We start from the raw sequence: 17,780 nt of genomic DNA, 5'->3' as shown, positions 1-17,780 counted from the left end.
CGGGTTGGTGGGGTGGCGGACTCACGGACGTCTCACGAGTCCGATTCGTCCTTGTGGCGGGGTTGTGCCTCCTCAACTGATGATTCGGGGACAAGCCCATTCTGCTTGGCGGCACGGCGTTTGTGGGCGAAGTACATGACGATGATGAGGATGAACCACACCGGGGTGACCATGACGGCTTTGCGGGTGACCGGGTCCAGGCACAGCACGACAAGGCTGAAGAGATAGAATCCCAACACCGCCCAGGCCATCGGCACCCCACCGGGCATCTTGTAGATCGACTTCTCGTGCAGTTCCGGCCAGCGTTTGCGGTAGACGAGATAACACACCATGATGAGCGACCACGTGAACAGGAACATGAGTGCGGCGACTGTGGTCACGAGGGCGAAGGACTCCATGATGCTGTCGGACATGTACAGGAAGGACACACCGCACAGCAGAATGACGCACGACAGGAGCAGGGCATTCTGCGGCACACGGCGTCTGGAGAGCTTGCCGAAGATCTGGTTGGCCTGCCCGTCGTGAGCCAATCCGTAGAGCATCCGGGAGGTCGAGTACAGACCGGAGTTGTCCGAGGAGGCGGCAGCGGTGAGCAGGACGAAGTTCATGACGCCAGCAGCAGCGGTGAACCCCGCCATGCCGAAGACAGTGACGAAGGGGCTGACGCCCGGCACGACGCTGCGCCACGGAACCACGCACATGATGGCAGCCAGGGCCAGCACGTAGAACAGGGCCAGCCGAACCGGGATGGCGTTGATGGCCTTCGGCAGTGTCGTGGTGGGATCCTTCGTCTCGGCGGCAGCAGTACCGACAAGTTCGATCCCCACGAAGGCGAAGAAGGCGATCTGGAAGCCGGCGAGGAATCCGTTGATCCCGTTGGGGAAGAATCCGCCGTCATTCCACAGGTTGGAAACCGTTGCCATCTCACCACTGGGCGAGACGAACTTCGTGGCGACCAACCAGATGGCCACCAGCAGCAGGATGGCGATGGCCACCAGCTTGATGAGGGCGAACCAGAACTCGGCCTCACCGAAGAACTTCACAGCAATGATGTTGAGCAGCAACAGGACGAGCACGAGGACGGTTGCCGGGACCCATCGGGCGATGTTGGGCCACCAGTACTGGGCATATCCGGTGATGGCGGCCATGTCACCCATGGCTGCGACGATCCATGAGAACCAGTACGTCCATCCGGAGATGAACCCGGCCCACGGACCAAGCAGGTCTTCGGCGATGTCGCGGAACGACTTGTACTTGAGGTTCGACAACAGCATCTCGCCCAGGGCCCGCATCATGAAGTACATGAACACGCCGATGACGGTGTAGACGAGGATGATCGACGGCCCAGCAAGATGGATGGTACTGCTGGAGCCCATGAACATTCCGGTGCCGATGGCTCCGCCGATGGCGATGAGTTGCAGGTGACGATTGCTCAGACCGCGCTGGAGCTCAGGCTCCTCGGGCAAGGCCTCTGACCGCTGTGATGGTCGCGGTACGCGAGTTGGTCGAGTCAGTCGTGAGGGGCGGTGATGGCTAGGTGTTGATGCAGATGTGGATGTACCCATGGGAACTCCTTCGTTCAGTGGGTGTCCAAAAGTGTCGGGGGACTGTCAGGGGAGCAAATACAGTGACCTCACCTCTCGTCTGCTGACGTTTTCCACACGTCAGCGCAGGTACTCGCTGTGAGCAACCCACCGTAGGTGGGGCGCAGCCGGATCTCCGATCCCACTCGCAGAGTGGTGTCGCCGTCGGTGACGTCAATGATCAGATGGTCACTGCTCGCTCCCAGGACGATGTGGCCCGGGTCGACGGGAGTGAGATCCTCGGGGGCGACGTCCTGACGCCCCAAATCACAGATTGCGCGCAACCGCACGCCTCTGTCGACGAATTTCACCGTCTGGCCGAAAGCGTCCTGGCCACGTTCTCCTTGAGGTATGGATGGCTTGCGTTCCAGCTCGACGACCTCGGTGACCAGTTCCACCGTGTCCTGACGTGTTCCCGGCCACGCACTGCGGTCCAGAGTGTTGCGCCCCAGAATTGCAGCCTCGCCGATGCGCAACTGATTGATTTGAGCTGGCATCTGGCCGGAGACCATGAGTGGCAGGTTTGCCGAGTTTCCCCCGGAGATGAGTTCCAGCGGCAGGCCTGTGACGCGGCTGGCCTCGTCACGCAGGTCCACGAGCAGTTCCATCTTGTCAGCGGTGGGGATGACCCCTCCGTAACAGGCAAGATTCGTCCCCAGCCCCAGGATGTCGAGTCCCGGCAGATGGCTTGCCTGGCTGACGAGGTCGACGACGTGGTCGGGCCACACCCCTTCGCGCAGGTCGCCGACGTCCACCATGACGATGACCCCGTGGCGGGTGCCCACCATCTCGGCGGCCTCCGAAAGAGCCTGCATGGTCACCAGTGACGAGTTGAGCGACGCGTCGGCCACCTGAACGGTGCGTGCGGCAGTACGCGGTGCCGGAGGTCGTAGCAGCAAGGTGGGCAACCCCAGATCAGCGGCTGCGACACGTTCCAGATTGGTCAGACGGGAGTCGGCAACCATGGACACCTCGGTGCTCGGCAGTGCTGCCAGGAGGGCGGGATGGGCCCCCAGAACCTTCGTGACTGCGGCCACCTGCACACCGTGTTCGGCGCACTGTCCGACGATGGCATGCAGGTTCTCGGCGATTCGGTCGGTGTGGATCTCCAGACGTGGGGTGGGACGTATCATCGTGGGTCTCCTGTCTCCTCGTGGACCCAACGTGCGAAGGTCTCACGCACGAGGTCGGGGTAGGAACTGGCAATGGTGCCCAGGGCGGAAAACCGGTAATCCCGGTCGATGAGAATGGTGGCGTGAGCATCTGGCATGAGTTGGGTCCCGGCACCGGTGCACATGCGGGCCAGGATGGCGTCCCCACCGGGCACTCGAGTGAGGGCGCCGCCAGTACCGATGACCCAGTGCACGGCGGTGAGATCCTTGCCGCGCACGATCTGGGTCTTGCCGGTCGGGGTGAACAGCTCCACCACGGCTCCGGCGTGTCGGCCCATCCCGACCTCGACGGCTCGGCGAGTGAGCCACCTGGTCACCTCGGACTCGTCATCGGTGGCAGGAATGGCACGCAGGTTTGACAACCGCTCCTCGTCCTCGCCCTCAGCGGTCATGGCGGCCACGTGTCGGGCATTGACGAACACACCGAGATCTCCTTCGACGGTGCGTTTGGCCCGCGGTTCGGGATCGACAGTGCGACTGGTCCACTCCAAGGTGCCGTCGGTGACGCTGTGCACGTCGGTGGTGGCACCCCCGACGTCGACGACGACGGCGTCGCCCACGGCCTCGGTGAACAATTCTGTCGCCCGGAGTACGGCTCCCGGCGTGGGGAGGATGTCGTGCGTGGAGAGCTGGGCCAAACCGCCCATCCCCGGTGCGGCGGTGATGTGGTTGTTGAAGACGTCCTGGATGACGGCGCGTACCGGGTCGATGCGCAGCACATCAACCTGGGGAAAGACGTTGCTCACACAGGTGAGTGGTTCGTCAGCCTCGGCGAACACCGTCTCGACTCGACGTCTGGCCTGTGCGTTGCCCGCGTAGATCACCGGAACTCCCAGATGGGCCGAGGCGATCAGACGGGCGTTGTCGACGACAATGCGTTTCTCGCCGTGGTCGACGCCGCCGGCCAACAGGACGATGTTGGGACGAGCCTCGCACAGGTCCTCGACGTCGAACTCGTCCATGGGGCCCACCGTCGTGTGCACGACGATGGCCCCGGCCCCCAAGGCTGCCTCACGAGCAGCCCTGGCCGTCATCGAACTCGTCAGACCGTGAACTGTCATCCGCAGTCCTCCGGCCGCCGAGGAGTTGACGAAAATCTCCCCGGCGTCCAAGGCCAGGCCGTACTGATCACGCATCTGCGAGATCGCAGCGTCGGCCCCGATCCGCACGTCACCGGCACTCACCGATGTGGCGGCAAATCCCTGCCCAACATGGTCGAGGTGGTCATTCTCGACTCGGAAGGCATTGGCCTTGGTGATCGTCGAACCGATCTCCAACGTGGTCAGTACGGTCATGACGCTCACATCCCCCGACGAACTCGCATGCCTCGCACGATGGCGTCAAGGACGTCGATACCGTGCGAACCTCGACCGAAGGTGGCGTCCAGGCCGGTCTCGGCTGCCATCTCCCGGCTCACCTGGGTGCCGCCGGCAATGAGGACGGTCTTGTCGCGGATGCCCTTCTCCGTCGCCAGATCGTTGAGCTTGCGCATCATCGTGCGATGGATGTCGTTGTGGCTGATGATCGTCGAGATGAGGATGGCATCGGCACCGGTCTCGATGGCGGCGTCGACCATCTTCTCGATGGGCACCGAGGTGCCCAGGTAGTGGTACTTGACGCCCCACTTCTCGATGCCGCCGTGCTTGATGTCGAGGATCTCGCGCAGACCCACGCTGTGCTCGTCCTCGCCGACGGTGCCGGCGACGACGGTGACGTTGTGCTCCTTGACGAACTCGCGCATCTCGTCCTCGGGCAGCAGCTCGACCTTCTCGGGGATCGTGAGTTTCGACGGATCGACGTCGAAGCCGATCTTGCCCTTGACCTCGACGAAGCATCCTTCTGCTGGTTGCAGCACTTGGAGGTTGCAGACCTGGGGATCCTCCAGGCCCATCTGACGAGCCATCTCGAGAGCCGCCTCATGGGCGATGTCCCCGCCAGCGGGGATGGTGAACTGCACCAGGACCACGCCGTCACCGGCCCATTCGGCCTCCGGACGCAGCTTCGTGCCGTCCCGGTAGGGGCGGGTGCGCTCCAGACGCACGCCGACGGAGTCGGAGGGGTCCAACTCGTCAATATAGACGATCTTCTCCGGCACGCACAGGGTGCAGCCGTCAATGAGGTCGCAGGGCTTGTCCAACCCCTCGGGCAGGTTGTTGGTGCCGAAGTGGTCACAGACTGGCGCCAAGTAGTCCGGGTCACGTTCGATGACGGTGCCAGCGGACACGCCGCCCTGACCATCACGGGCGATGCCGTCGTGGTTGCGCTCGGGGAACTCGGCTGAGTCGACGAAGAACCCGTCCTCGACGGCGACGAAGTAGCCACCGACGTGCAAGATTTCGGCCAGGAAACCGATGGCTCTCTCCTTGAGGTCGCGCACCATGCTGCCCAGTGGACCATCCCGTTTGACGGTCACCATCTCCTTGATGCCGTCCAGGGCGGACCAGGTCTGCTTGACGGTCTGCACGCCGCGCACCGAGTTGACGTGCCAGGGCAGGTTGCGGCCTTCGTCGGGGGTGATGGTGCTCTGGATGTCGGCGCTGGTGAGCATCGAGATGAGCGTGTCCACGGTGTGGGTGCGGATCGCCTCGGCAAGGTCGGACTCGATGTAACGGGTGTTCTGCTGGGCGCGCATGCGGTAGTCGCTGAACAGGTCGCGCAGGGCGACGGCGTAGGGCAGGTCGTACCACAGCTTGGGGGCTGGCGGGGCACTCGGCGGTACGGTGGACAGACCGACGAGATCCTTGGGCATACCGACCAGGGCCGAGAACATGCAGTTGAGGCCGTGCTGCACCATGAGCTCGGGCATGACCTTCCAGCCGTACCGGGCCGTGGCGTTGGCATTGTGGGCGCCGTCGATCTGGAAGATCCGGGCCCCGGCCATGACCTTCTTCGCCTCACCGGCATCGACATAGCTGCGGTAGGCGTTGATGTTGCGGTACAGCACGTTGTACTGCGGATCCTGGTGGGCACCGTTGACGCCTTCCTCGGCGAACAGGACGGCCACCTCCGGCCCGGCGACACCCGAGACGTATGAGTGGAAGTTGATCGGACGGCCCACCTCGTCCTCGATGAGATCGCAGACCTTGCGGCTGGCCCGCAGCTCCTTGCGAGTGATCGGCACGCCGCCGATGCCCTCGGGGGTGCCCTCGAGCAGGCCGTCGATGTGACTCTGGCCGGTGGTGCGGATCACCATGATGTGATCGGCACCATTCCAGGCGGACATGCGCATTCGACGCAGGTCGTCCTCGAAATGACCCGAGGCAATCTCGGAGGTGACGACCGGGGCTGGCTGAGGGTCCACACCGCCGAAGTACTTGGCAGCCGGCAATGGCTGACTGTTCCTCAGCGGCGTCGACATGTCCTTGTAGTGGAAGTCGCCCATGTCGACTCCCTCGGCAGGAGTGTTGCGCCAGGTCCAACCCTTGCGGCGAGGGTGGTAGTGCTCGAGATCCTCGAAGATCCTCTCGATGTCAAGTTTCTCGTTGGGGTCGAGAGCGTCGTACTCAGTGCTCATGATGTGCTCCCTGCAGTGCTGTGGCTCGAGCTGACGGCAGCGGGCTGCCGTCGAAGAGCCCATCCAGGACGGTGGGATCGTCGGCGATCCGCTGGGCGGCTGCGCGCAGGTCGATGCCGTCGCGACGGGAAAGACGCAGCACGGCATGCCCGGCTCCCTTGCCGAGCAGCCCCGCATTGAGCACGTTCTCCACGACGGCGTGGGTCGTCACCGAGTCAATGCCCATGCGCAGCAGTACCGAACGTTCGATGGACGGGGTGGTGTGGGTGCGGGAGAAGTCGACGACCGGAGTCATGACTTCTTCGCACAGCTGCCAGAAACGGGCCTTGAGGGCGTCGTCATCCAAGGTGGCCAGTTCGGCGCGAAGGTCCTCGAAGCGGGCCACGCGCTCCTCATCGGCGGTGGACATCTTGCTTCTTTCAAAAGGGTCTGGTGCACAGCAGTGCCGGCGTTGGCGTTCTGCTGATGTTTTTTGTCACGGCGGTCAGGAGATGGTCCCCCGTGCAGGTGGGGTGAGTTCCTCCCACCTCGCGGTGGCGGGAAGTCACCCAGCCGGATCGTTGGATCCCGGAGGTTCGCGGGCGTTCTCCTGACGCCTTGTTCGTGGTGCGCCGGGGAACCGTCAGCGCCTCTCGTAGGCAGAAGGACCCATGAGTGCGCTCGGTGAAGGCAGGTCGATGACTCGTTTGAGTCCTGGCGTCGCGGCGAAGATGCGTGGAATCGTGTTGACGCAGATACCTGCGGTGGCCTTGCCACCAGCGATCTCGGGCTGGATGCACATGGAGATCTCCGGCACACCACTGATGGTGAAGTAATCGCCGGTCTCAGTACCCTCGGCTCCGGGATCCACCTGCTGGGGGTGGATGAGTCTGATGACCTCCTCGTCGCCGCGGCGGCCCACGGCGGTGTGGTTGCAACCAGCCACTCGTCCGGGTTCGATGACGCGATCGCGGGCCTGACGGGCCACCTTGGCGATGATCGGCTCCACGTGTTGTTCGATGCAGTCCACTCCCAGTCCCAGGGCGTCGCTGATGAGGCGTACCGACTCGGGGAAGCCGACGTGTCCGACGATGGAACCGTCGGCAACACCGGCCTCGAACTCCTCCAGAGTGGTGCCGACGCCCTGGGTGCGCAGCACCGTCTCACCGTAGGGGGCAAGGTCGTTGACGCGCCTCGCCTCGACCTTGGTGACCTGCTGGGACCCGGAGGTGAGGGCTACGACAAGGTGGTCCAGGACGAATCCGGGATTGACGCCCACGCCAACGATCGAGACATCGTTGGCCTTGGCCAGGTCGTCGAGTTTCTCGGCGAGTTCGGGGTTCTGGGCCTCTGGTGCCGACATCTCCTCGGCGATGCTCACGACGTTGACGCCGGCCGACAGAATGGTGCTGAGGTCGTCGATCTGGTTCTTGACCCACGAAGTGGTGGCGATGGTGACGACGTCAACCTTGCTCGAGTCGAGGATGGAGCTGGGATCGGTGGTGACCTTCACGTCGAGAGGATCGACGCCGAGCACCTCACCGACGTCCTTGCCGTCCAGAGCAGGGTTGACGTCAATGGCTCCGACGAGCTCCAGTCCTTCCTTGGTGGTGATGAGTTGGGCCATGCCGCGACCCATCGCTCCCAGCCCCCACTGAACGACGCGAATCTTCTTGTTGGAATTCATCTTTCCTCCTGCTGCGGTACTTTCGTCCTGTTGAGGGTCATCGCAGCTGGGTGCGGCGCGGACTCGCGATTCACCTGTGACTACGCTGTCCTGGTCGGCATTACCTGTTGCGTACCCTTGGTTCGTCAACGTTGAGCGAACCATTGGTGAGAGCTTCCCACCGCTGGTGGTGCCGGGGAGGATGTCGCGATTCTCTTCCCAAAACATCGAGTGAGGATGCACGATGATTCCACGACGAAGTAGCTCTGTTGAAAATGTTCTCAGCCCGGAGAGTGATCGACGTGTACGAACAGCTTGACCGTCATCTGGCCCATCTGGTTCAGATGGATCCGAGGATCTCCTGGGCCAGGGCCGGGCGTCTCCTGGACATCTCACCGACGACGGCAGCCCACAGATGGCAGCGACTGGCCGATGAGGGGCTGGTGTGGGTGACGACGTTCCCCAATCTTGACCGCCACCTCACGGCCATCGTTGAGGTGGACTGACGAACCGAGTCCCTGCCCAGTGCCATCGCCACCTTGTGTGCCCACTCCATGGTGGTCTCCGTCGATGAGACGACCGGGCGTCGTGACCTCGTTCTCACCATCGTCGCTCCCGACCTGCCCACCCTCTCCGACCTCGTCATCGACTGGATCGGCAGCATTCCCGGGGTGTACAACTCGCGCAGTGCCGTGGTGACTGCGGTGGCGATCGGTACTGAATCGTGGCGGGTCAACGGGCTGAACCTCACCGAAGCCGAACGTGCCCAGCCTCATCAAACTCGAGAACTGTGGGCCCTGCCCAATGACGAGCTCGATCAGCAACTCGTGACGCTGCTCGCCAAGGACGGTCGCGCCAGTGCCAGCGATCTGGCACGTCAACTCGATGTGCCCACCAGTACCTTGCGTCGACACCTGCAGAAGGTGTTGGCGAGTCGCCAGATCCTCATGCGCTGTGATGTGGCTCCCGAATTGGGCAACTGGACGATGGAGTGCACCTGGATGGCGACCGTGGCCTTCAACCACAAGGTGCGGGTGCTCGAACTGCTCAAACAGCACCCCTCGCTGCGCTCCTGCCTGTGGGTGACGGGAAGCGACAATCTACGGGTCAACTTCCGGGTTCCCCATCATGGCTCCATAGCGAAGATCGAGGCGGAGACTGCCAAGGCCATTCCCGGCCTGGCACCCACCGAGACGATCGTGCATTACGCAGCCACAAGTCGATGGGCTGGATGCTCGTTCGTGCCGGGCGATGCACTGGCAACCTCGTCTGCCCTCCGCTGCTCAAGGAGTCAGTGGAGGCCTGATCATCTTCACGGCCGGTTACGGCTCCCCACGGATCATCGCCTGTCAGGAAGATTGAGATGGGTTCGGAGGCTGGCGAACCTCGTCGGAAACGGCGTGAGCCACCTTGCGCAGGTGCAACCACCACTGCTCGCGAGGTCGACGCGTGCCGACGTCCACCAGGGATGGCATGAGCAACATGTTGTTCGACTGGATCTCGCCCTCGCTCAGCCCGATGCAGCAGGCGTCGTCCCGACCGGTGGCGAGCAGCTCGTCAAGCAGGTTGAGGGCATGGTAGGAGAACTGTGTGGCGAGCAGCCGGTCGAACGGGGAAGGTGAGCCACCCTGCTGGATGTGCCCCAGAACCACCTGACGCACGTCGTACATGCCGTGGGACTCCTCCTCCAGGACCTTCGCGATGAAGTCGGTGGTGTAGTTCTGCGAGGCTGTCTCGTTGCGCACTGCCAGGAAGATTCGTCGACCGTTGCCGAACGATTCGCGCAGCCAGTGCACGTCGTGGGCGAGATCGTCCAGGCTGATGCCCTCCTCATTGAGGTAGATCCGTTCGGCTCCTGCGGCAATCCCCGACATGAGAGCCAGATAGCCGCAGGTCTTGCCCATCGTCTCCACGACGAAGCAGCGCCGGGACGCGATACCGGACTCCTTGATCTTGTCCATGGCGTCGACGATGACGTTGAGTGCGGTGTCGGCGCCGATGGAGAACTCCGAGCCGGGCAGATTGTTGTCGATCGATGCGGGCAGGCACACTGTCGGAATGTGGAAGGCAGGGTAGCGGTCCCGCTCGGTGGTCATGCAGTGGACGGTGTCGTAGGCGGCGTAGCCACCGACGACGATGAGTCCATCGACCCGAGCGTCCTCAAGGGCTCGACTGATGGCGTACAGCTCACCGGTGCCGGGCATCTCGCGGCGAGTGCCGAGCTCGGCCCCGCCCTCACCGGTCCATCCTTCAACGTCCTCCCAGGTGAGCTCTCCGATGTCTCCCTTGGCCAGGCCGACGAATCCGTTACGAATGCCCAGCATGGTGTGGCCCCGCGAAATTCCCAACCTGGCAAGGGCTTGGGCGGCCGTGTTCATACCGGGGGCTGGTCCGCCGGCATGCATGATGGCGATGCGTTTGGAGTCCGGACCGCCACTGAGCTCGGCGGCGGTGCGGGCTGGCTCGGACAACTCGGTGAAGACGGCGTCCATCTCGGTGAATGAGCTGCCACGCATGGCCATGGCCTCGTCGTAGCGACCCTCCTTGATGAGCACCGGCACCTGCTGGGTGTCGTGCACCGCCGTCATGAGGTCGAGGCGGCGGATTCGGTTGCCGCAGGTCCCGATGACTCGGCCGGGGGAGTCCGGGGTGGCGGTGAGCAGCTCGTGGACGGCGTGGTACCCCTGCAGGGTCGACGCCCACCGGTCGTAGGCCGACGGTTTGCCACCACGCTGCACGTGGCCCAAGATCGTCACCCGGGTGTCCTCGCCGAGTCGGTCGGTGAGGACCTCGCGCACGTAGTCGGAGCGGATCGGGTTGCCCTCGCGGTCGGTGGCACCCTCGGCGACGACGACGATCGAGTCGCGTCGGCCAGCCTGTCGCCCCCGACGCAGCTCGGCACACATGCGTTCCTCCCAGCCTGGAGCCGGCGGCATTTCGGGGACCAGCACGTAGTCGGCGCCACCGGCCACCGCAGCCATGAGGGCCAGATATCCGCAGTGACGACCCATGACCTCCACGACGAAGGATCGCTGATGGCTTGCTGCGGTGGAGGAGAGGTCGTCGATTGCCGAGACGATGTGGTGCAGAGCGGTGTCGGCACCGATCGTCATGTCGGAGCCGACGAGGTCGTTGTCGATGGACCCCACCAGCCCGGCAATCATGAGGTTGGGATGCTCCTCGGCGGTCTGCTGGGTGATCTGACCGGAGCCGACGAGTTCATCGAGCAGACCTGGCCACTCGGTTCGTAGCAGGTTGAGGCCGGTCAGCGACCCGTCCCCGCCGATGACGATGAGCCGGTCGATACCGCGCTCCAACAGGTGGTGCACCGCCTTGAGGCGACCGGCGCGCTCCCGCATCTCGGCGCTGCGATAGGTGCCGATGACAGTGCCGCCGCGGTGCAGAATCGAGCCGACGTCGTCCCAGCTCATCTCGCGGATGCCGTCACCGCCGTCGATCATGCCCTGGTACCCCTCCAGGATGGCGAACACCTCAGCGCCTGCTGACAAGGCCGAACGCACCACGGAACGCACGGCGGCATTCATGCCCTGGGCGTCCCCACCGCTGGTGAGAATGCCGATGCGGACTGCTGGGGAGGGGGGAAGGTCAGGGGTTACGGTGTCGCTGTCTGTCACATCTGCCATCTTGCTACGCCCAGGTGGACAGAGCATGTCCAGGAGGCGAAATTCGGCAGGAAGAGGATGTGCAAGCGTTCGCCTGTCCAGGGGGGAGCACTCAGCGGGATGATTGCAGGGATTCCTCCTGGCGCTGCCCTATGACGTTCTGTTGAGGCTGGCCCCAGCTGGGCAGCTGCTGAGATCGCCGTGTTCTGCGGTCAACTGGATCCAACTCAAAATCCTGCACCGCCAGGGTCTTCGGGCACTACCTGGTGGCGAGCTCACGTGGCGGTGCACGTTTCTAATTCTCGGAGACACGTGCAGAGGGCCTGGGCATCAAAAAGTGTCATGCCGGGAGGCTGCAAGATACATCTGGGGCAGGAGCTCGGGGCAAGAGACAGAAATGCACAGCACGGGGATCGAGCAGCGCGGGGCCAATGAGTCGAAGAGTTAGCGTGGTGTCGATGATCCGGCCGAAAGCCGAATGCGTGCGGCGAGATCCGTGGTTTTGCAGTGAGAAAAGTGTCAGTTCTGTTGCGGGAGACACGCCGAAGGCTGAGAGGCCGGACTGAAGATGAGAATGTGCATCGAGCGAGGGGGAGAGTCTGGTGGCCCCATGAGCAACTGGCGATCCTCGTGAACAAAAATGTCAGGTCTGGCTCGCAGGGGGCACACCGATGTCAGAAAGGTGGGGTTGGGTTGGGAGCTGAGGGAGACGCGCTGTGCAAAGCCAGTGTGGTGGTTGGCTTTGGCAGGTATGGGTGGTCGGGCGAGAGCCGTCAGTGACATATGCACGTGCTGGTGCACATTTTTGTCAGGCGAGCAGAGGTAAGTGCAATCCGGTGATGGTGGGACGCGCCTGGCGATGATTTTGTCAATGGCTGAAAGGTGCAGTGGTCACCGGGTTAGTCAGTACTGCTGGATGTCCGAATGCAATGGATCGCTGTGGAGCAGCACGCCAACCACGTACCTGATGATGGTGGGCCTGATGATGGTGGGAAACCGAGGCTGGTGGTCAGGGTCACCTAGAGTGGGATCATGAGTAATAGCCCAAGTCCAAGCCCAACCCAAGTACCTTCTGCTCTGCGCTGGTCTGCGTGGATTGCCGTCGTGTCAATCATCGTTCAGACCATCCTCGCTGTGTGCATGCTTGCCGGGATACATCTTGGCGAGGTGCATGAAGGCTTCGGGTACCTCACTCTGGTTTCGAGCATCGTCGCCGCCGTCACAGCTGTGATGTGGAAACGACGTGGTGGACCGGCTGGTGTCATGGGACACGCTCTTGGCATGGCCGTGCTGTTGATCATCCAGTTCGCCCTGGGCGAGATGGGACACCCAGTCAAGTGGGTGCACGTCGTTCTGGGCTTCGTCATCGTCGTCGGGTTGCTCACCTTGCCGCTGAGCCTCGACAAGAAGAAGTGAAACTCCTTTTTGCCATGTGAGCGGTCTGTGAAATTTCTGGAATCTGTGTCCGGTGACGATTTTCGTCACCGGACACAGTGCTGATCTGATACGTGTGGAAAGCTTCTCGCCGGTAGCATGCACACAAAGTGCTGCGGCAGAAGTCCGTCCGTAGTGGTGCTGACTCCACATCTGTCACTCGGGGACGGGTGGGGGCACAGCTGTGCCAACAGTCTGGCCCTGGCGGGATTTTTCGTCAGGGTTGCGGTGCGGTGAGGAGGGTCGCGGTAGGGGCGGAGGTTTTGTGAGGGGCGAGTGTGTTCGGGCCACCGCCCGATCTCGTTACTGTCTCGGATCACTCACCCCACGGGATCGAACTCCATCGCCCCAGGCTTGATCACTCCGCGCCTTGGATCGTTCACTGTTCCGGGACGCTGTCCACATCTGCCAGCCAGGCGGCCGCCGAGGCATCGGAGGGCATTCGCCAGTCCCCGCGTGGACTCAAGGAGCCGCCGGAAACCACCTTGGGGCCGTTGGGCAGCGTGGACCGTTTGAACTGGTTACCGACGAATCGGCGCAGGAACAACTGCATCCATCCCTTGACCGCAACCAGGTCATAACTGTTCCGGTCCTCGGCTCGGAATCCGGGTGGCCACGAACCGCTTTCGGCGTCTCGCCAGGCGTGATGTGACAGGAATGCGATTCGACTGGGACGCATGCCGTGGCGCAGCAGGTGGTACAGGGTGAAGTCCTGCAGCTCGTAGGGGCCGATCTTGGCTTGGGTGGACTGGATCTGCTCACCGGGGCGGGCCGGGACGAGCTCGGGTGAGATTTCTGTCGTCAGGACCGACTCCAGCACCTCATTGGTGTCTGTATCGAACTGTCCTGACGAAATGCACCACCTGATGAGATGCTGAATGAGGGTTTTGGGCACCCCGGTGTTGACCCCGTAATGGCTCATCTGGTCACCGACCCCGAAGGTGCACCAACCCAGGGCAAGTTCGGAGAGATCGCCGGTGCCCAGCACGATGCCTCCGTGCTGGTTGGCGATGCGGAACAGGTAGTCATAGCGCATTCCGGCCTGGACATTCTCGAAGGTGACGTCATAGACCGGCTCGCCATCGCCAGCCGGGTGCCCCATCTCCTTGAGCATCGCCGTGCAGGCGGGGCGGATGTCGGTGATCTTGCAAGGCACGTCAAGGGCCTGACACAGGGCCAGGGCGTTGTTCTTCGTGTGGTCGGTGGTGGCGAAACCGGGCATGGTGTAGGCGAGGATGTCGCTGCGTGGACGACCCAGTACGTCCATCGCTCTGGCTGCGACGAGCAGGGCGTGGGTGGAGTCCAGACCTCCGGACACACCGATGACGATTTTTGGCGAACCAATCGATTCCATGCGTTTGACAAGGCCATACACCTGGATGTTGTAGGCCTCGTAGCAGTCCTGGGCGAGCTGGGCGGGGTCGTTGGGTACGAAGGGGAACCGATCGACCTCACGGCGTAGCCCGATGTCGTCGTGCGGTGGGTCGAGGGTGAAGGTGGTGACGCGCCACTGCCCCCCGGCGGGTTGCTCCAGGGTTCCGGCAGGTTGGGTGAGGGCATTGTCGTCGAAGGATCCCTGACGCAGTCTCTCCTGACGTAGCAGGTCGAGGTCGACGTCGGCGATGCAGTAGCCGGGTTGGCGGGAGAAACGTTCAGTCGTGGCGAGCAGCGCCCCGTTCTCGTAGATCATGGTCTGGCCGTCCCACGACAGATCGGTGCTCGACTCGCCCGCCCCAGCCGCGGCGTAGACGTAGGCCTGCAGATTCTTGGCCGAGGTCACCTTGCACAGGTCGTGACGTTGCCGGGATCTCCCGACCGTGATGGGCGACCCCGACAGGTTGACCTCAACCGTCGAGCCAGCGAGAGCCGCTCGTGACGAGGGCGCAACCGGCACCCAGAGGTCCTCGCACACCTCGACGTGGAAGGTGAGATCGGGTAGGTCAACGGCTTGGAAGAGCAGGTCGGTGCCGAAGGGAACCGCAGTGGCGGCGGAGTCAGTGGCACTCGTGGACGAGGTGCCAGCTGGGGAGATGCCAGTTGCTGAGTTGCTGGTCGAGGGTGCGTCGGCGGAGGTGCTGACGGGAAGAGCGCCCAGTGGTGTGTTCACCGACGGTGCGTTCGCGGAGATTGCTCCGGGGGTAGGGTGACATTTCTGTCGATGGGCGAGGTTGATCGTCCCTGTGGTGCCTGCCCCCGCCGCGAAGTGACGTTTTTCGTAGAACTCCCGATAGTTGGGGAGATAGCTCTTCGGCACCACGCCGAGTACGCGGCCACGATGGACGACGACTGCGCAGTTGTACAGTCGGTTGCCGCGGCGCAGCGGAGCACCGACCACGATCACGGGAAACACATCGGTGGAGGCTTGGCGCAAGGCTTCGATGGCTTCAAGGGCGGAATCGAGTACAGCGTCCTGCAGGAAGAGATCGTCGATCTGGTAACCAGTGAGGCACAATTCGGGGAACACGGCGATGGCCACCGATTCGGCGGAAAGTTTGGTGACTGTGTCCATGATCTCGGTGACATTGGCGGCCGGATCGGCGACGTGCACGGTGGAGGTGCAGGCGGCGACGCGAGCGAACCCCTGGTCGTAGCTGGAGTGGAAATTGCCGTTCACTCTGCCAGTCTCGCAGACCGCGGCCAACCATGCAGGGGGACGACTTGGCTGAGACGAGTGGTCAAGCTGATAGCGCGGTTGTACGGAAGGTGACGTCTGCGCAGCTCTCGTGACGGATCAGCTGTGAGCTTTCCGAGACACCATGATCCCCAGTGACCTTCCAACCCCTCTACATGGCTCAGAGGATTCAGTGACTTGGGCACTGGCCGATCCATGAAGTTGGAGTTGGGTACGGATCGACCGACCCTCGTGCGGCAACGTGTCTTTCCGATACTGGTCCGGGAGCGAAAGGCAGTCCCCCGCAATCCCCCGCATGACGGGAATGGTTCCCTGCGCAGCTATTGTGACGGGAAGTGGCGTCCCCACGACCCCTGAGCAGGCCAGGGCACTCGCGAGAATTCACCCGGACACCGCTGCGCGCACTCTCTCAGTTCCGAGCATCTTCGCCCAGATCGGCAAGGGTGGGTGGATTCGCCCCAGCCCTGCTCACGGTGATCGCTCCGATGTGTGCACAGCGGGTGAGGATGCGTCTCAGCGTGGCCCCGTCGATGGCAGCCAAGTCATCGCGATGCTCGACCCCCAGCAGTTCTGCACTCCACAGGCCGTCGAGAAGGCCGGACATGAATGAGTCCCCGGCCCCGACGGTGTCGACGACCTTGGCCGGGTGGGACGGGATGCTCAGGCTCAGCCCGCGATCGGTGAGAGCGAGAATTCCCGATCCGCCACAGGTGATGACCATCAGGCTCGGTCCAAGATCCAGCCAGTGGCGGGCAATGGTACGCAGGTCATCGCCAGGGTGCAGCCAGTGCAGATCCTCGTCGGAGGCCTTGACGACATCGGCTCTGCTTACGCAGCTCTCGATGAGGGGGCGGGCGGATTCAGGATCGTCCAGCAGGTCGGGGCGCACATTGGGGTCGTAGGTGACGGTGGCTTGTTCTTTGGCGCGGCCCATGACGTCACGAACGTGGTCACGGCCAGGTGCCGTCCACGAGGCGATCGACCCGGTGTGCACAACGATGGCTTCGTCTGGGATGTCCAGACGCGGTAGATCCCAGGTGAGGTCGAAGTGATAGCTGGCCTGCCCATCAGACGCCAGTCGGGCGGTGGCGGTCGCCGTGGTGAGCGCTTCATCGGAACTCGGGCACAGCTGAATGCCGTTGCTCTCGACGTGATCGCGCACGATCTGGCCATGATTGTCGTCGGCGAATCGGGTGGCCAGCTGTGTTCGACGACCGAGCCGGGTCAGCCCCACCGCGACGTTGAGTGGTGAACCACCTGGATGTTCAGTGGTTGGGCCAGGCGGGGGAGGAGCGACAACGTCCACCAGGGATTCCCCCACGATGAAAGCCGTTTCCGTCATGTGCTCCTCCTTGAGCTTCAGTGATGCACCAGCTCCAGCCGATCGGCAACACCGCACATTGTGCCAGTGCTGGGAAACCTACCGTACCTGCTGTGGTGTGGACAATCGTCAGCTCACTGGCTCTTGGAGGCTCCTGAGCGCTCGCGGTGGGGGCGACTTGTGTGATTGCGATTTTTGACATCCGGGAGGCGGGGAGGGCACCCCACTGCTTGTTGGGCGGCGCTACCGGGAATTTTGTGCATTACCGGGGATTTTGTCTTGAGAGGATTCGTCAGTGGTGAGGCTTCCGGGGATGACAAGCTGCCTCGGGACTGGACCAATGGTGATGTTGGGAGCAGCAGGCATGTGAAAAGTGTGGACGTCGGACACCGTGGCGGGGTGCGTCGCGTGTGAGAGCAGGGTGGTCGGGTGCGCAGCACGTCGCCCGCCACGTGGGTGGAGTGTCTCGTGTGGGTTGCAGGGTGTGGCAGTCGGAGCTGACATTTCTGTCATCTTGCAAGAGGCGACGGCAGTGTGATGACTTCCTGTGCCCGGAGGTGACAATTTTCGTCACTCAAGCCACGGGGCTGGCGCTGCGCGAGGTGCGGACACTCTCGTGAGGCGCAGGTCCGTCATGATCCGAGCTGAGGTGCAGACGCTGTCGTGAACTGAGCCGAGAGTCGGTGACAATTTTTGTCACGCCACGTTGGGTCCAGGCGATGTGACGATCCGTTGTGCTGTGTGGTGACATTTTTCGTAACGGTCTTCATGAGCCGGGTACTTTTCGCAGCGGCTTCCATGAGCTGGGTTCACGAGCCGCTACGACGCAGGGACGACTGCCAATACGACGCAGGAG

At 63.0% G+C, this 17,780-nt stretch carries 10 protein-coding genes and 1 pseudogene; 2 read left to right on the top strand and 9 right to left on the bottom strand.

Features of this window, described 5'->3' with window-relative positions; genetic code table 11:
- Window positions 1–32: 32 nt before the first annotated feature.
- From ACP8JZ_RS09125 to ord, 6 genes are all read right to left on the bottom strand, one after another.
- Entirely contained in the window at window positions 33–1,565 is a 1,533-nt protein-coding gene (locus ACP8JZ_RS09125) for an amino acid permease (RefSeq protein ID WP_484482456.1), read from the bottom strand.
- Between the two features lie 68 nt (window positions 1,566–1,633).
- Window positions 1,634–2,716 (bottom strand): alanine/ornithine racemase family PLP-dependent enzyme, encoded by a 1,083-nt coding sequence (locus ACP8JZ_RS09120; RefSeq protein ID WP_484482455.1) that lies wholly within the window; start codon window positions 2,714–2,716, stop codon window positions 1,634–1,636.
- Entirely contained in the window at window positions 2,713–4,050 is a 1,338-nt protein-coding gene (locus ACP8JZ_RS09115; protein ID WP_484482454.1) for a glutamate mutase L, read from the bottom strand. Before ACP8JZ_RS09115 ends, ACP8JZ_RS09120 begins: the two co-directional genes overlap by 4 nt.
- Before the next feature lie 5 nt (window positions 4,051–4,055).
- Window positions 4,056–6,269 (bottom strand): D-ornithine 4,5-aminomutase subunit OraE, encoded by a 2,214-nt coding sequence (gene oraE, locus ACP8JZ_RS09110; protein ID WP_323458965.1) that lies wholly within the window; start codon window positions 6,267–6,269, stop codon window positions 4,056–4,058.
- Entirely contained in the window at window positions 6,259–6,678 is a 420-nt protein-coding gene (gene oraS, locus ACP8JZ_RS09105) for a D-ornithine 4,5-aminomutase subunit OraS (RefSeq protein WP_023034618.1), read from the bottom strand. The genes oraE and oraS overlap by 11 nt, the downstream gene beginning before the upstream one ends.
- Window positions 6,679–6,891: 213 nt before the next feature.
- Complete coding sequence (gene ord / locus ACP8JZ_RS09100; RefSeq protein WP_484482453.1) at window positions 6,892–7,935, bottom strand: 2,4-diaminopentanoate dehydrogenase; 1,044 nt, start codon at window positions 7,933–7,935, stop codon at window positions 6,892–6,894.
- Between the two features lie 281 nt (window positions 7,936–8,216).
- Between ord and ACP8JZ_RS09095 the strand changes: the two are divergent.
- A pseudogene (locus ACP8JZ_RS09095) lies at window positions 8,217–9,220 on the top strand (Lrp/AsnC family transcriptional regulator).
- A 43-nt stretch (window positions 9,221–9,263) separates the two neighbouring features.
- On the opposite strand, the gene ACP8JZ_RS09090 reads toward ACP8JZ_RS09095, so the two are convergent.
- Window positions 9,264–11,558, bottom strand: coding sequence for a 6-phosphofructokinase (locus ACP8JZ_RS09090; RefSeq protein ID WP_371415831.1), 2,295 nt, complete (start codon window positions 11,556–11,558; stop codon window positions 9,264–9,266).
- Window positions 11,559–12,569: 1,011 nt separating this feature from the next.
- Between ACP8JZ_RS09090 and ACP8JZ_RS09085 the strand changes: the two genes are divergently transcribed.
- Window positions 12,570–12,953, top strand: coding sequence for a hypothetical protein (locus tag ACP8JZ_RS09085; RefSeq protein WP_484482452.1), 384 nt, complete (start codon window positions 12,570–12,572; stop codon window positions 12,951–12,953).
- Window positions 12,954–13,350: 397 nt separating this feature from the next.
- Here ACP8JZ_RS09085 and ACP8JZ_RS09080 read toward each other — a convergent pair whose 3' ends face one another.
- Both ACP8JZ_RS09080 and ACP8JZ_RS09075 read right to left on the bottom strand, forming a co-directional pair.
- The gene (locus ACP8JZ_RS09080) at window positions 13,351–15,519 is read right to left on the bottom strand and encodes an NAD(+) synthase (RefSeq protein WP_484482842.1); all 2,169 of its coding nucleotides are present in this window, start codon (window positions 15,517–15,519) and stop codon (window positions 13,351–13,353) included.
- Between the two features lie 493 nt (window positions 15,520–16,012).
- On the bottom strand, window positions 16,013–16,945 hold the full coding sequence (locus ACP8JZ_RS09075; protein WP_306516686.1) for a carbohydrate kinase family protein: 933 nt from the start codon (window positions 16,943–16,945) through the stop codon (window positions 16,013–16,015).
- Window positions 16,946–17,780 lie beyond the last annotated feature (835 nt).

Source organism: Cutibacterium sp. LaCa_286 (assembly GCF_057198075.1).
The sequence above is the reverse complement of the archived record's forward strand: the minus strand, read 5'-3'. Positions and strand labels throughout refer to the sequence as shown.